This window comes from Stenotrophomonas sp. PFBMAA-4, assembly GCF_030053215.1.
Taxonomy (GTDB): domain Bacteria; phylum Pseudomonadota; class Gammaproteobacteria; order Xanthomonadales; family Xanthomonadaceae; genus Stenotrophomonas.
Map to the genome: position 1 here is coordinate 25,886 of NZ_JASGBW010000027.1, position 14,184 is coordinate 40,069.

The 14,184-nt window shown below is 69.4% G+C and carries 13 protein-coding genes; 10 read left to right on the top strand and 3 right to left on the bottom strand.

Annotation, left to right across the window (positions count from 1 at the left end; genetic code table 11):
- Window positions 1–46 precede the first annotated feature (46 nt).
- From QMZ26_RS15955 to QMZ26_RS15980, 6 genes are all read left to right on the top strand, one after another.
- Complete coding sequence (locus tag QMZ26_RS15955; RefSeq protein ID WP_283222020.1) at window positions 47–970, top strand: 5'-nucleotidase, lipoprotein e(P4) family; 924 nt, start codon at window positions 47–49, stop codon at window positions 968–970.
- Window positions 967–1,692: an orotidine-5'-phosphate decarboxylase gene (pyrF, locus tag QMZ26_RS15960; protein WP_283222021.1), complete on the top strand. Its 726-nt coding sequence runs from the start codon at window positions 967–969 to the stop codon at window positions 1,690–1,692. Before QMZ26_RS15955 ends, pyrF begins: the two co-directional genes overlap by 4 nt.
- 219 nt (window positions 1,693–1,911) lie before the next feature.
- The gene (locus QMZ26_RS15965) at window positions 1,912–2,736 is read left to right on the top strand and encodes a serine protease (protein WP_283222022.1); all 825 of its coding nucleotides are present in this window, start codon (window positions 1,912–1,914) and stop codon (window positions 2,734–2,736) included.
- Window positions 2,737–2,996: 260 nt separating this feature from the next.
- Complete coding sequence (locus tag QMZ26_RS15970; protein WP_079224577.1) at window positions 2,997–3,950, top strand: hypothetical protein; 954 nt, start codon at window positions 2,997–2,999, stop codon at window positions 3,948–3,950.
- Window positions 3,950–6,586 (top strand): glycerol-3-phosphate 1-O-acyltransferase PlsB, encoded by a 2,637-nt coding sequence (gene plsB, locus QMZ26_RS15975; RefSeq protein ID WP_200733753.1) that lies wholly within the window; start codon window positions 3,950–3,952, stop codon window positions 6,584–6,586. Before QMZ26_RS15970 ends, plsB begins: the two co-directional genes overlap by 1 nt.
- Window positions 6,583–6,942, top strand: a complete 360-nt coding sequence (locus QMZ26_RS15980; RefSeq protein WP_283222023.1) for a hypothetical protein — start codon at window positions 6,583–6,585, stop codon at window positions 6,940–6,942. The genes plsB and QMZ26_RS15980 overlap by 4 nt, the downstream gene beginning before the upstream one ends.
- Before the next feature lie 29 nt (window positions 6,943–6,971).
- On the opposite strand, the gene QMZ26_RS15985 is transcribed toward QMZ26_RS15980, so the two are convergent.
- A complete protein-coding gene (locus tag QMZ26_RS15985; RefSeq protein WP_079224582.1) occupies window positions 6,972–7,175 on the bottom strand; it encodes a YdcH family protein in 204 nt (67 codons plus the stop codon).
- 83 nt (window positions 7,176–7,258) lie between these two features.
- Here QMZ26_RS15985 and ttcA point away from each other — a divergent pair, with 83 nt between their 5' ends.
- Genes ttcA through QMZ26_RS16000 form a run of 3 tightly spaced genes read left to right on the top strand, consistent with a single transcriptional unit; the run spans window position 7,259 to window position 9,969 of the window.
- Window positions 7,259–8,188 (top strand): tRNA 2-thiocytidine(32) synthetase TtcA, encoded by a 930-nt coding sequence (gene ttcA / locus QMZ26_RS15990; RefSeq protein WP_283222024.1) that lies wholly within the window; start codon window positions 7,259–7,261, stop codon window positions 8,186–8,188.
- Window positions 8,189–8,224: 36 nt separating this feature from the next.
- Window positions 8,225–9,130 carry a recombination-associated protein RdgC gene (locus tag QMZ26_RS15995; RefSeq protein WP_005411825.1) on the top strand — a complete coding sequence of 302 codons (906 nt, stop codon included), beginning with the start codon at window positions 8,225–8,227 and terminating at the stop codon, window positions 9,128–9,130.
- Between the two features lie 59 nt (window positions 9,131–9,189).
- The gene (locus tag QMZ26_RS16000) at window positions 9,190–9,969 is read left to right on the top strand and encodes a SprT family zinc-dependent metalloprotease (protein ID WP_200733755.1); all 780 of its coding nucleotides are present in this window, start codon (window positions 9,190–9,192) and stop codon (window positions 9,967–9,969) included.
- A 312-nt stretch (window positions 9,970–10,281) separates the two neighbouring features.
- Here QMZ26_RS16000 and QMZ26_RS16005 read toward each other — a convergent pair whose 3' ends face one another.
- On the bottom strand, window positions 10,282–11,148 hold the full coding sequence (locus QMZ26_RS16005) for a methylglyoxal synthase (protein WP_283222025.1): 867 nt from the start codon (window positions 11,146–11,148) through the stop codon (window positions 10,282–10,284).
- A 163-nt stretch (window positions 11,149–11,311) separates the two neighbouring features.
- On the opposite strand from QMZ26_RS16005, the gene QMZ26_RS16010 reads away from it, so the two are divergent.
- Window positions 11,312–12,718: an ATP-binding protein gene (locus tag QMZ26_RS16010; RefSeq protein WP_345782683.1), complete on the top strand. Its 1,407-nt coding sequence runs from the start codon at window positions 11,312–11,314 to the stop codon at window positions 12,716–12,718.
- Here the strand turns inward: QMZ26_RS16010 and QMZ26_RS16015 are convergent.
- Window positions 12,704–14,149, bottom strand: a complete 1,446-nt coding sequence (locus tag QMZ26_RS16015; RefSeq protein ID WP_283222026.1) for an FAD-dependent oxidoreductase — start codon at window positions 14,147–14,149, stop codon at window positions 12,704–12,706. The genes QMZ26_RS16010 and QMZ26_RS16015 overlap by 15 nt on opposite strands.
- Window positions 14,150–14,184 lie beyond the last annotated feature (35 nt).

Below are 14,184 nucleotides of genomic sequence, written 5' to 3' on the forward strand. Positions count from 1 at the left end.
TTTGCCGGTAAAATGGCCGGGTATATCTGATTGCCGGTGAATCCTGATGCGTCGTCCCGTTTCCCTGTCCCTGACCCTGCTCGCCACTGCGGCGATCGGCCTGTCTGCCTGCAAGCGCGTGGACGCGCCTGCCGCCGAGACCCCCGCCCCCGATGCCCCGGCCGCGGCCGCCAAGGCCGACGGTGCGGTTGATGCGACCGCCAATGACAACCTCAATGCCGTGCTGTGGATGCAGCGTGCGCAGGAGTACAAGGCGATCACCGAACAGACCTACCGTGCTGCCGCCGACCACCTGGACGCCGCGCTGAAGGAAGCCCACTGGGATGCGCTGGTGCCGGAAGAACGCGGCAACGCGGCCAAGGGCCTGAAGCCGGCCGTGGTGCTGGACGTGGATGAAACCGTGCTGGACAACTCGCCCTACCAGGCGCGCCTGGTGCGCGACGGCAAGGAATACGACGAGCTGACCTGGGACCAGTGGGTGGCCGAGAAGAAGGCCAAGGCCATCCCCGGCGTGGTTGATTTCGCCAAGGCCGCCAACGCCAAGGGCGTGACCCTGCTGTACATCTCCAACCGCGCCGTGCACCTGAAGGACGCGACCCTGGCCAACCTGCGCGAGCAGGGCCTGCCGGTGGCCGACGACAGCGTGTTCCTGGGCCTGGGCACCGTGGTGAAGGACTGCGAGCAGAACGGCAGCGAGAAGAACTGCCGCCGCCGCCTGGCCGGCCAGCAGTACCGCGTGCTGATGCAGTTTGGCGACCAGATGGGTGACTTCGTGGAAGTGACCGCCAACACCAACGAAGGCCGCGACGCGCTGCTGCAGCAGTACCACGACTGGTTCGGCGAGCGCTGGTGGATGCTGCCGAACCCGACCTACGGCGGTTTCGAGCCGGCCCAGTTCAACAATGACTACACCCAGTCGCGCCAGGCCCGCCACGACGCCAAGCGTGCGGCGCTGGACTACGCACCGTGAGCCGCGCACCGCTGCCGCTGCGCGATGACGAACGGCTGATCTTCGCCCTGGACGTGCCTGACCGCGTGCAGGCGCTGGAGTGGGTCGATCGCCTGGGCGACAGCGTGGCGTTCTACAAGATCGGCATGGAACTGCTTGCCTCCGGCGAGTATTTCCAGGTGCTGGAAGAGCTGGCGCGCCGCGACAAGCGCGTGTTCGTCGACCTGAAGTTCTTCGACATCCCGGCCACCGCCGCGGCGGTGATCAAGCGCCTGTCGCAGTGGCCGGTCAGCTACGCCACCATCCACGGCTGGCACCCGGCGATGATGGAGGCCTGCGCGGCCGCCAACAGCAGCGACATGCGCCTGCTGGCGGTGACCGTGCTGACCTCGATGGGGCGCCCGGATCTGGCGCAGATGGGCATCGACCGCGAGCCGGTGGACGTCGTGGTCGAGCGCGCGCTGGCCGCCCAGGCCGCCGGCATCGACGGCGTGATTGCGTCGGGCCAGGAAGCCGCTCCGATCCGCGCCGCCACCGGCGCCGGGTTCTCGATCGTCTGCCCGGGCATCCGCCCCGGTGGCCCGGTCGGCGATGACCAGAAGCGCACCGTCGGCGTGGCCCAGGCCTTCGCCGATGGCGCCGATGCCATCGTGGTCGGCCGCCCGATCCGCCTGGCCACCGATCCGCAGTCGGCCGCGCGGGCGATCCAGCAGGAAATCGCGTCGGCTCTGGCTGCACGCTGAGCCTGCCGGCGCCGCCGGTCACAGCGCAAGACCGAACGCCATCCCGCCTCGTGTGGGATGGCGTTCGCATTTGTGGGCCCAGCGCTGTCGCTGTCGGCCCCGCAGCGAAAAACCGTGCGCACGGTCGCACTGGATCCGAACGCCGCTCCCTCCCAATCGATGCACCGGCGCCGCCCACGGCTACGCCGGTTCCAACCATCAGAGAGGGAGTACACGGATATGTATCGCAGCACCTCTGCAGTTCTTGCTGGCCTGTTGCTGGCTGCCAGCGCGGCGGCCGCCTTCGCCGCACCCGAGCCCCGCGAAACGCCGCGCATCATCGGCGGCGAGGACGCCCAGCCGGGGCAGTACCCGTTCATGGTCAGCATCCAGGGCGTTTTCGACGGCGACACCGACCATGACCGCCACTTCTGCGGCGGCACCCTCATCTCGCCGTCGTGGGTGCTGACCGCCGCGCACTGCATGCAGGGTGAAGCGCCTGTCTGGATTGCGGTGGCCGGCAATGTCACCGCGCTGTCCACCGACGCCGCGCCGCGCGCCTCCAACGTCAAGGCCATCCATGTGCATCCGGCCTTCAACAGCGGCAACTCGCTGGAACACGACGTGGCCCTCATCCAGCTCGATGCGCCGCTGGCCGATGCCCAGCCGGTGACCCTGCGCCTGCGCCCGGATGCCAGCTACCTCAAGCCCGGCCGCGACTTCACCGTCATTGGCTGGGGCGACACCGACATCGGCGATGGCCGCGTCTATCCCACCCAGCTGCAGACGGTGCAGGTACCGTTCGTGCCGTTTGCCGAATGCCAGCAGGCCTATGCCGGCGAACTGCAGCGTGGGAAGGTCATCTGCGCCGGGCGCGAAGGCATGGACAGCTGCCAGGGCGATTCCGGCGGCCCGCTGCTGCTCAAGCTGCGTGAGGGCTGGACCCAGTTCGGCGTCGTCAGCTGGGGCGAGGGCTGTGCCCAGGCCGGTTACCCTGGCGTTTATGCCCGAATCGCCGAAAAACATGCCGTAGATTTCATTGAATCGGTCTGGCAGAAGGATTGATTCAATAAAATCAATTATTTAAGTCATGTTACATGACGTATTGCCTTAACTTCGGCGGCGGCGTAGCATCGCCGCCATCCGGTCCCTGGGCCGGAGATGTGCCACAACTGTCCACCGGCCCCGCGCCGGTTTGAAGAGCCTGCGATCCCCGTGATCCGGGCTCTTTTTTTATCGCCGCGGAACGCAAACCGTGATCGCACGGCTTGCCGCTGTCACCTTGCAGGCCGCAAGATGCGGGCCGGTACGGGGAGTCCGATTGCATGAGCGTGGCAGTGCGACGAAGGTCTGCGCGTGGATGGGGGCTGGCAGCCATGGTGCTTCTGGCGATGGCCGCGTGCCGCCAATCCGGCAGCGACCCGGCCAAGCCGGCGGCCGAGCCGGTGGCGGCGGTGCAGGCCATGGCCCAGCGCCTGGTCGAGGATGATCTGGTCGGGTACGCGCGCCTGTCGGTGCCGCCGGGCCAGTACCAGCGCCTGCAGCAGGCCTGGACCGAGGGCCACAGCCAGTGGCCGCTGGGCGAGCTGCCTCTGGGCGACCAGATGCTGCCGATGCTGGCGGCCCTGCGCGAGCCGCAGGCCGCCACCCAGCTGCAGCGCAGTTTCGACCGCCAGCTGGCCGGCCAGGCCAGCGCGGTGCGCCAGGCGGCCCAGTCGATGGGCAACTTCGGCGTGCAGTACCTGCGCCACCAGAAGGGCTACACCCCCAGCCAGCAGACGCACTACATCGCCCTGGTGGAAACCCTGGCCGGCTGGGCGCAGGGCGCGCCGATCAGCGACCGGGCCCGCGCCCGCAGCAGCATCGCCGCCCTGGTCGAGGCCGCCGCCAAGGTGGGCTTCGACGATGAAGACGGCCTGCGTGCGGCCGGCATGGAAGGCAGCCTGCAGCAGCTGGCGCCGTTCCTGCACACGGTCAAGGCGGTCCTGGCCAGCTACGGGCTGGGCGTGGACGACGCCCTGCGCAGCCTGCGTGGGGAACTGCTTTCGGTGGAAGGCGACAACGCCCTGGTGCGCATGGAGTACGAACTGGCCGGGCGCACCCTGCAGCTGCAGCTGCCGCTGAGCCGGCGTGAAGGCCACTGGTACCTGACCCGCACCCTGGCCGATACCGATGCCCTGCTGCGCAAGGCCGATGCGGCCCGCGCGGCCGCCGCGCCGGCGCCTGCGCAGGCCCCCGCCGCCGGCGGGGAAGCGGCAACCACGCCGCCTAAGCCATAATGGCGCCGATGTCGAAACAGAACCCGCTGCCGTTCCCCGGCGAAGAACCCCAGCAGACGCCCGCCGATCCGGCCGCGGCGTCTCCCTCGACCGGCACCGGCCCCAACCCGGTGCCGCCGCCCGCGCACGCCCGTCCCGCTGGCCGGCGCCCCCTTTGGGCGCGCCTGCTGGGCCGCCTGGTCGAGCCGTGGCTGGCCCTGAAGATCGAGCCGGAAGACCCGGGCCAGTACAACGATGGCCGCCCGGTGGTCTACGTGCTGGAAGACTACGGCCTGTCCAACGCGCTGATCCTGGACAAGGCCTGCCGCCAGGCCGGCCTGCCCTCGCCGCTGGTGCCGCTGGCCGGCGACCCGACCGGCCGCAAGCGCGCCTACCTGGCGCTGTCGCGGCGCAGTTCCAGCAACTCGCTCATCCCCGAGCAGCGCGGCGCCAAGACCCACTCCGATTCGCTGGCCAAGGTCCTGCAGGCGCACCGCGTGCGCGATGACCTGGATGTGCACCTGGTGCCGGTGTCGATCTTCGTCGGCCGCGCGCCGGACAAGCAGAGCGGCTGGTTCGCCGTGCTGTTCTCGGAAAACTGGGCGCTGGTCGGCCGTTTCCGCCGCCTGCTGGGCCTGCTGCTGAACGGGCGCAGCACCATCGTCCGCTTCGCGCCGCCGATCTCGCTGCGCAGCACCGTGGACGAAGGCCTGGAGCCCGAACGCACCGTGCGCAAGCTGCAGCGCGTGCTGCGTACCCATTTCCGCCGCATCCGCGAATCGGTCATCGGCCCCGACCTGTCCACCCGCCGCCTGCTGGTGGACCAGGTGCTGGCCGCCGAACCGGTGCGCGAGGCGATTGCCGCCCAGGCCAAGCGCGACAACTCCAAGCCGGCCGATGCCTGGAAGAAGGCGCACGCCTACGCCTGGGAAATCGCCGCGGACTATTCCAGCCCGGTGGTGCGTTCGGCCAGCTTCATGCTCAGCCACGTGTGGAACCGCATCTACGCCGGCGTGCTGGTGCACCACCTGGACAAGTTCAAGGCCGCCGCGCCGGGCCACGAAGTGGTGTACGTGCCCAGCCACCGCAGCCACATGGACTACCTGCTGCTGTCCTACCTGCTGTACGACCGTGGCATCGTGCCGCCGCACATCGTGGCCGGCATCAACCTGAACCTGCCGGTGGTCGGCACCCTGCTGCGCAAGGGCGGTGCGTTCTTCATCCGCCGCTCGATCCGCGGCAACGCGCTGTACTCGGCCGTGCTCAGCGAATACGTTGCGCAGCTGGTGGCCGGCGGCTATTCCATCGAGTACTTCGTCGAGGGTGGCCGCTCGCGCACCGGGCGCCTGCTGCAGCCCAAGGGCGGCATGATCTCGATGACCCTGCGCGCGTTCCTGCGCCAGCCGCGCAAGCCGGTGCTGTTCCAGCCCATCTACATCGGCTACGAGAAGCTGATGGAAGGCGGCAGCTACCTGGACGAGCTGTCCGGGCGGCCGAAGGAAAAGGAATCGATCTGGTCGCTGCTGTGGGGCATCCCCAAGGTGCTCAAGCAGAACTACGGCCAGGTGGTGGTGAACTTCGGCGAACCGATCGCCCTGAACGACGTGCTGGCCGAGAAGGCGCCGGAGTGGAACGGAGAGGCGGTGCCGGAGGACGAGAAGCCGTCGTGGCTGTCGACCACCGTGGACACCCTGGCCGACCGCATCCAGGTGCGCATCAACGGTGCCGCCGACGTCAACCCGATCAACCTGCTGGCGCTGGCGCTGCTGTCCACGCCCAAGCACGCGATGGGCGAGGCCGACCTGATCGCGCAGATCGAGCTGTGCAAGACGCTGCTGGAAGAGATGCCGTATTCGGGCCGGGTGACGGTGACCCCGCACTCGCCGGAGCGCATCATCGCCCACGCCGAGGAAATCAACGTCCTCACCCGCATCAAGCACCCGCTGGGCGACGTGCTCAGCGTCAGCGGCGATACCGCGGTGCTGCTCAGCTACTTCCGCAACAACGTGGTGCACCTGTTCACCGCCTCGTCGTGGGTGGCCTGCTGCTTCCAGAACAACCGCCGCATGAGCCGCACCGGCCTGGTCCGCCTGGGCCGCACCGTGTACCCGTTCCTGCAGGCCGAGCTGTTCCTGCCGTGGAGCGAGGACGAGTTCGCCCAGCGCATCGAGCAGACCATCGACGTGTTCATCCGCGAAGGCCTGCTGCAGCAGGTCAACGACGATGACGGCGGTATGCTGACCCGCAACACCGGGCAGACCGACGAGGTGTTCCGCCTGCGTGCCATCGGCCATTCGCTGCAGCAGGCGTTCGAGCGTTACTACATCGCCATTTCGGTGCTGGTGAAGAACGGCCCGGGCACGCTGGGCACCGCCGAGCTGGAAAGCCTGTGCCAGCAGGCCGCGCAGCGCCTCAGCCTGCTGTACGCGCCGGCCGCGCCGGAGTTCTTCGACAAGTCGCTGTTCCGTGGCTTCATCCAGAAGCTGCGCGAGCTGCGCCTGGTGTGGCCGGACGAGAACAGCAAGCTGCTGTTCGACGACCGCCTGGACAGCTGGGCCAAGGATGCCAAGTTCATCCTCGGCCGCGAACTGCGCCACACCATCGAGCGCGTCAGCCCGGAAGCGGCGCGCCCGGAAGAACCGACGCCGCAGCCATGAACCGCGCTGGCCGGTGGATCAGCCCCGCGTGGCTGCTGCCGGCCCTGCTGCTCGCCGCCGGCACTGCCCAGGCGGCGCCGGCCTGCGTGGAGGACACCCTGCCGGGGCGGTTGGCCGATGCACCGGTGCGCCTGTGCGTGGACGCCGGCGACGGCGCTGTGCCGCGCTACAGCCTGTGGCTGGCCGGTGCCGAGCGCATTGCCGGCGATGAAGACGCGGCTGTCGGCGCGGGCCTGCAGGGCGACTGGTACGGCCACCCGCTGCGCCTGCTCTGCCGCGTGGACGGGCCCGTGCGCCGCTGCGCGCTGAGCGTCGACGGCGAACCGGCGTGGAACGCCGACCTCCCGGACAGGTAGATCCACGCCATGCGTGGATGGGGCCCCGGTTACGCCGGCTCGTCGGGAATCTGCAGGCTTTCCAGCTTGGCGATGCAGTCCTTCAACTGCAGCTTGCGCCGCTTCAGCCGTTTCGATTCCAGCTCGTCCTCGCCATTGGCGGCCATCCGGGTGATCTGTTCATCCAGCACGCGGTGTTCGGCGCGCAGGGCGACGAGGCGTTCGACGATCTCGGCGGGGCTGTAGGTATCCACAGCCTCCGAGCATACACAGCGCCGATGACCATCGGGAGAGGGCGGCCCCGCGCCGCGGCCGGCGCCGGCCCCAAGCCGGTAGAATGGAGCCCATGAGCGCCGTGATTTCCCTGCCCGATCCCCTGCCGCGTGCGACTGTCGCACCGCGCCGGGACGTGGGCGCGGAGCACCGGCTGGCAAAGCGCCTGCGCCGCCAGGTCGGCCAGGCCATTGCCGACTTCGGCATGATCGAGGCCGGTGACAAGGTCATGGTCTGCCTGTCCGGCGGCAAGGACAGCTACACCCTGCTGGACCTGCTGCTGCAGCTGCAGAAGAAGGCGCCGGTGCCGTTCGAGCTGGTGGCGGTGAACCTGGACCAGAAGCAGCCCGGTTTCCCCGAACACGTGCTGCCGCAGTACCTGGCCCGCCTGGGCGTGCCGTACCAGATCATCGAGCAGGACACCTATTCGGTGGTCAGCCGGGTCATCCCCGAAGGCCGCACGATGTGTTCGCTGTGCTCGCGCCTGCGCCGCGGCGCGCTGTACAACCACGCCGAGAAGCACGGCTTCACCCGCATCGCGCTGGGCCACCACCGCGACGACATGGTGGCCACCTTCTTCATGAACCTGTTCCACCACGCCAAGCTGTCGGGCATGCCGCCGAAACTGCGCAGCGACGACGGCCGCCACGTGGTCATCCGCCCACTGGCCTACGTACGCGAGCACGACATCGTCGCGTACGCCCGGGCCCGTGATTTCCCGATCATCCCGTGCAACCTGTGTGGCAGCCAGGAAAACCTGCAACGCCGCCAGGTCGGGCTGATGCTCCAGCAGTGGGAAAAGGACCATCCCGGCCGCATCGACCAGATCGCCCGGGCCATGGGCCAGATCCACCCCTCGCAGCTGGCCGATGCCAGCCTGTTCGACTTCATGGCGCTGGGCCGTCGCGACGCTGCACCCGTGTCCGATGCCCACGCCTGGCTGGCCGGTTTTCCGGCCGATGCCGACGCAGTTCCCGAGACGCCCGCCGCTTAAGGTGGGACGCCCTTCCTCTTCGCCATCCGGAATTCCATGTTCTTTCGCAACCTGACGTTCTTCCGTTTCCCGACCACCACCGATTTCTCCGAAGTGGACACCCTGCTGCCGCACGCCCTGCTCAAGCCGGTCGGTGCGCTGGAAATGAATTCGCGCGGCTTCATCTCGCCCTTCGGCCGCGAGGAGAAGGAACTGCTGTCGCACCGCATCGCCGAACACCTGTGGCTGACCGTGGGCGGCGAGGACAAGATCCTGCCGGCGGCGGTGGTCAACGACCTGCTCGAGCGCAAGCTGGAGGAGATCGAGGAGAAGGAAGGCCGCCGCCCCGGTGGCCGCGAGCGCAAGCGCATGAAGGATGACCTGCTGCATGAACTGCTGCCGCGCGCCTTCGTGAAGTCCTCGCGCAACGATGCCTTCATCGACCTGCAGCACGGCTACGTCGCGGTGGACACCTCCAGCCGCAAGACCGGCGAGTACTTCATGTCCGACATCCGTGGCCTGCTCGGCAGCTTCCCGGCCATGCCGCTGAACGCCGAAGTCGCGCCGCGCTCGATCCTGACCGGCTGGATCGCCGGCGAGCCGCTGCCGACCGGCCTGAGCCTGGGCGAAGAGTGCGAGATGAAGGACCCGGTGGAAGGCGGCGCGGTGGTCAAGTGCCAGCACCAGGAACTGCGCTGCGACGAGATCGACAAGCACCTGGATGCCGGCAAGCAGGTGACCAAGCTGGCCCTGATCTTCGAGGACAACCTGTCCTTCGTCATCGGCGATGACCTGATCGTGCGCAAGCTGAAGTTCCTCGACGGTGCCCTGGACCAGCTGGAGCATGCCGACGAAGACGGCCGCCGCGCCGAGTTCGACGCCCGCTTCGCCCTGCAGAGCGCCGAGATCCGTCGCCTGTTCCTGTTGCTGGAAGAAGCCTTCAAGCTCAGCAAGGCTGACTGAACAGGCACTGCGCGGGCCGCCGGTCATCCAGCGGCCCCGCGCAGCGCTATGCTGGGCACATGAGCCGCCTGCTGCGCCGCCTGATCGGCCCGACCCCGCCCGCCACCGTGCAGCGCGACACCGTTCGCCTGCGCCTGGATGATGCCGAGATCGAGGTACTGCGCGTGCGTGATCCACGCGCGCGCCGCATCAAGCTGAGCGTGGACGAGCGCGGTGCGCGCCTGACCCTGCCGCCGCGGGCGAGCCTGGTGATGGGCGAGCGCTTCCTCGAACAGCACCGCGACTGGCTGGCGCAGCAGCTGCGCGTCTACCAGGACAACGGCCTGCCGGCGCCGCTGCAGCCGGGCGAGGACGGCATGCTGCCGCTGCGCGGTGAACTGCTGCCGGTGCGCTGGCAGGAAGGCCGCTTCGCGCGGCTGGAGATCGACGGCGACGGCGCCTGCGTGCAATGGCCGACCCGGGCCGGCGATGCCACCCTGCGCCGTCTGCTGCGCGAGTTCTACGAGGCGCAGACCCGCGCCGACGTTGGCCGCTGGCTGCCGAAGTATCTGCCCGGCCTGCCGCGCGCACCCAGCCGCGTGCGGCTGAAGGTGATGTCCTCGCAATGGGGCTCGCTGGCCCCGGACGGCAGCATGGCGCTGGACCTGGCCCTCGTGCTGGGCCGCCCGGACGCCTTCGAATACGTGCTGGTGCACGAACTCTGCCACCTGATCCAGCCTAACCACTCGCCCGCGTTCTGGCACGAAGTGGAACAACGCTTCCCCGCCTGGCGCGAACAGCGCGATTACTTCCAGCTGGAAGGCCGCAGACTCAAGGCCATGCTGCGGCAGCTTTTGTAACTGTAGAGCCGAGCCGATGCTCGGCTGCATTCAACGGCAGCCGAGCATGGGCTCGGCTCTACAGAAGCGTGCGCAGCGCGCGACCCGCTCCTGCTCTTTAGTTTCTTCTTCCGTGGCTGGACGCGCACGGAAACTGTCCGTGGCCGGGTGGGGTGGGTTGCGCAGGACCGCAGGCGCCATGGATGGCGCCTACGAGCCCCCATGGACGGGTTTACGGCGTGTCCTGCGCAGCCCACCCCACCCGGCCAAGCCCAGCAGCCCCACGATCCCGCAGCCAGTCACGAGGGGCCCAGCCGTTGGCCGATACCCCCATCAACCTGCGCGCAACGCCGCCGCCGTCGCCCAGCGTGCCGCCACCCGCGGCGCCGTGATGCACACCGCCTGGTCGGTCACCGTCGTCACCGCCCGCTCCAGCAGCTGGATGTCAGCCTCGTGCTGGCGCGCCACGTGCGGATCCTCGAAGAAGATCGCGCGCTGGCAACGCCCCTCCAGCACCCGGTCGGCAATCTGCGCATCACCGCCCATCGGGCCGCTCTGGTAGCGCGTCACCCACGGTGCATCGCTGGGCCAGCCACGACTCCAGGCCAGTTCGTTCAGGCGCTGGCCGGTGGTGCCGGTCGCCACGCGCTCGCCGAAGCGCGCCAGGACATCGAAGTGCTCGTCGGCGAAGGCCAGCATCGCCGGCTTCATCGCATCGTGGGCGATCAGCGCCAGGGTCTGTCCCTCGAACGCGTGCAGGTCATCGGCGCCGGCATCGGCGGCCAGCCCGGCGTGGATGCGTTCGTTCTCGATCCAGTCGCGCGCGGTGGCCACCGTCGAAATGAACGGCTTGCCGTGGATCACGCACTGCCGCTTGAGCGCGGTCGCTTCGGGAAACACCGACGAAGGATCGACCGGATCGATGAAGTAGATCGCGCCATCGAGGGTCCGCTCCGGCCCCATGCCGACCACTTCGGCCACCAGCTTCATCAGGCCACCCTGGCGCCCGTAGGGATAGCGCTGCAGGCCTGCATAACCGGCCAGGAAGCCGTTGCGCTCGATGGCGTCGTGGGTGCGCCCGACCGCATGCAGGGACACGCCCAGCTCGCGCAGGCCCGGCTCGCTGGCACGCAGCCAGCGGAACAGCGCAGCGCGCGCGTCATGGTGGTGCAGGCGGTTGGCGGCCAGGCCGATGCGCATCGCGGGCTCCCTCAGTGGTAGAGGCGGCAGTGTATGTCGCTATCAGCACCGCTGGAGCGTTTTGCAATTTTCCTCATTGCTGCTGCGCGCCGTGTCGCTAGCGTGGCAGGTGGCTGCTGCGTCGTGCAGCCGTGTGTCTGGCCTGCGGCGTGAGGAGTCCATCGTGAGTGTCGCTGGTTGTCCTGATGCCGCCACTGCGCACCGCCGCTGGCGTTGTGGCGGCGTGCTGCTGGTCCTGCTGGTGGCCCTGCCGGTCGCTGCCAGCCAGCCACAGCCGTGGTCGCACGGGTTGGCCGCCGCGTTGCTGGCCCTGCTCGGGCTGGGCCTGCTGCATGCCCTCGGACGCTGGCGGCTGCGCCGCGAAGTGCAGCGCCGCCGCGCACTGCAGCAGCGCCTGCAGATACTCAGCGCTGGCCTGCCGGCGGTGGTCTATCGGGTGCGGCGCAGCGGAGGTGGCGATTACAGCGTGCCCTACCTTGCGGGTGACGTGCACGCCCTGTTCGGCATCGACGTGGACAGCGCGCGTGTCGAGCATGCACGTCTGCTGGCGGCCGTGCATCCGGACGACCGCGCATCGGTGATGGCCCATGTCGAGGCCGCGGCACGGGTGCGCGGTCCGATCGACGTCACCTTCCGCAGCCAGGGGCGGATGGGCTGGCGCTGGGTGCGCTCGCACGCGCGACCGCTGCCCCGTGGCGACGGTGACAGCCACGCAGTCGAATGGCGTGGCTACTGGATGGACGTGACCGAAGCACAGCGGCATGCGCGCGCCCTGGACGAGGCCCGCCGCGAGGCCGAGCAGGCGGTCGTGGCCAAGGCCCACTTCTTGGCGGCCATGCGCCAGGAGATCGGCGCGCCGATGAACACCCTGGTGGGCATGCTCGATGGCCTGGCCGGTACGCGGCTGGACCCGCGGCAGCGGCACCTGCTGGCCAGCCTCGAGGAGGCCGCCGTGATGCTCCGGCAGATCCTCGACGAGGTGCTGGACAGCGCGCGGCAGCCGATCGGCAGCCGGCCCCCGCAGGCCGTGCCGACCGACCTGGCCGCGCTGCTGCGGGGCGTGCAGCGCCTGCTGGCACCGCTGGCCGCGAGCAAGGGCCTGCAGCTGCGCTGCGTGCTGGATCCGGCGCTGCAGGCCCGCTCGAGGGTCGATGGCCTGCGCCTGCAGCAGATCCTGTTCAACCTGGCCGGCAATGCGCTCAAGTTCACCGCGCACGGCGGGGTGGAGCTGCGCCTGCAGGTGCAGCGCCAGGCCGCCTCCGGCCAGCACCTGCGCGTGCAGGTGGCCGACACCGGCGTGGGCATCAGCCCGGCGCGGCAGCAGGCGGTGTTTGCGCCCTACACCCAGGCCGAAGCGTCCACCCCGCGCCGCTTCGGTGGCAGCGGCCTGGGCCTGGCCATCTGCCGCGAGCTGGCCGCCGCACTGGGCGGCGAACTGCAGCTGCACAGCATTCCCGGCGAGGGCACCACCGTCAGCCTCGACGTGTACCTGCCCGCGTGCGACGCCCCTCCAGCGTCGGCGCCACGGGTCGCACAGGCGGCGGCGACGGCCGGATCAGTGCGCCAGTAGACGCACGATGCTGGCCGCGGCGTCGCGGCCCTCGGCGACGGCGGTCACCACCAGGTCCGCGCCGCGCACCGCATCGCCACCGGCGAACAGGCGCGGGTGCGACGTCTGGTACGGCAGCCGGTCCTTGCCACCGGCCACGATGCGGCCGTTGGACTGGCCTTCCACGCCGTGTTCGGTCAGCCACGCCGGCAGGGTCGGCGAGAAGCCGAAGGCAATGATCACCACGTCCGCTTCCAGCAGCGATTCGCTGCCCTCGATCGGTACCGCGTTCTGGCGGCCGTTGGCATCGGGTTCGCCCAGGCGGGTCTCGACCACGGTCACGCCGATCACTTCGTCATCGGCACCGGCTTCGATCGACAGCGGCTGGCGGTTGAACAGGAAACGCACGCCCTCCTCGCGCGCGTTGGCCACTTCGCGCGCGCTGCCGGGCATGTTGGCCTCGTCGCGGCGGTAGGCGCAGGTCACCTTGGCCGCGCCCAGGCGCACGGCGCTGCGCACGCAGTCCATGCCGGTGTCGCCGCCGCCCAGCACCACCACGCGCTTGCCGTTGAGATCGGGCAGGGCGATGGTGTCCTCCCAACCGGCAATCGGCCGGCCCTTCGGATCATCGCCGCTGACGATGCGGCTGTTCTGCACCAGGAACGGCAGGGCCGGCAGCACGCCCTTCAGGTCCTGGCCGTCCAGCCCGCCATCGGTGTAGCGGTAGGCGCCGGTGCCGACGAAGACCGCATCGTGGCTGTCCAGCAGCTGCTGCACGCTGACATCGCGGCCGATCTCCACGCCCAGGCGGAACTGCACGCCCATGCCCTCCAGCACCTCGCGGCGGCGGTGGATCACGTCCTTGTCCAGCTTGAAGCTGGGGATGCCGAACTGCAGCAGGCCGCCGATCTGTTCGTAGCGGTCATAGACCACGGCGGTGATGCCGGCGCGCGCCAGGCGGTCGGCACAGGCCAGGCCGGCCGGGCCGGCACCGATCACCGCCACGCTCTGGCCAGTGGGCTGCACCGCGCCCAGATCCGGGCGCCAGCCGCTGGCCAGGGCGGTATCGACGATGTACTTCTCCACCGCACCGATGGTCACCGCGCCGAATTCCTCCAGCGTGCAGCTGCCTTCGCACAGGCGGTCCTGCGGGCAGACGCGGCCGCACACTTCCGGCAGCGGGTTGGTGCTGTGGCACAGCGTGGCCGCTTCGTGGATGCGGTTTTCCTGCACCAGCTGCAGCCACTGCGGGATGGCGTTGTGCACGGGGCACTTCCAGCTGCAGTACGGGTTGCCGCAATCCAGGCAGCGGCCGGCCTGGTACTGGGCGTCTTCCTTGCCGAACTTGCCGTACAGCTCACCCCAGTCGCCGGAGGTGCGCAGTTCGACCGGGATGCGCTGCGGCATGGTCCGGGGCAGGTCGAGGAACTGGAAAGCGTGCTTGCGGCTCATGGCTGGCTCTGGAATGCGAAGGGGAACGTTGCCGG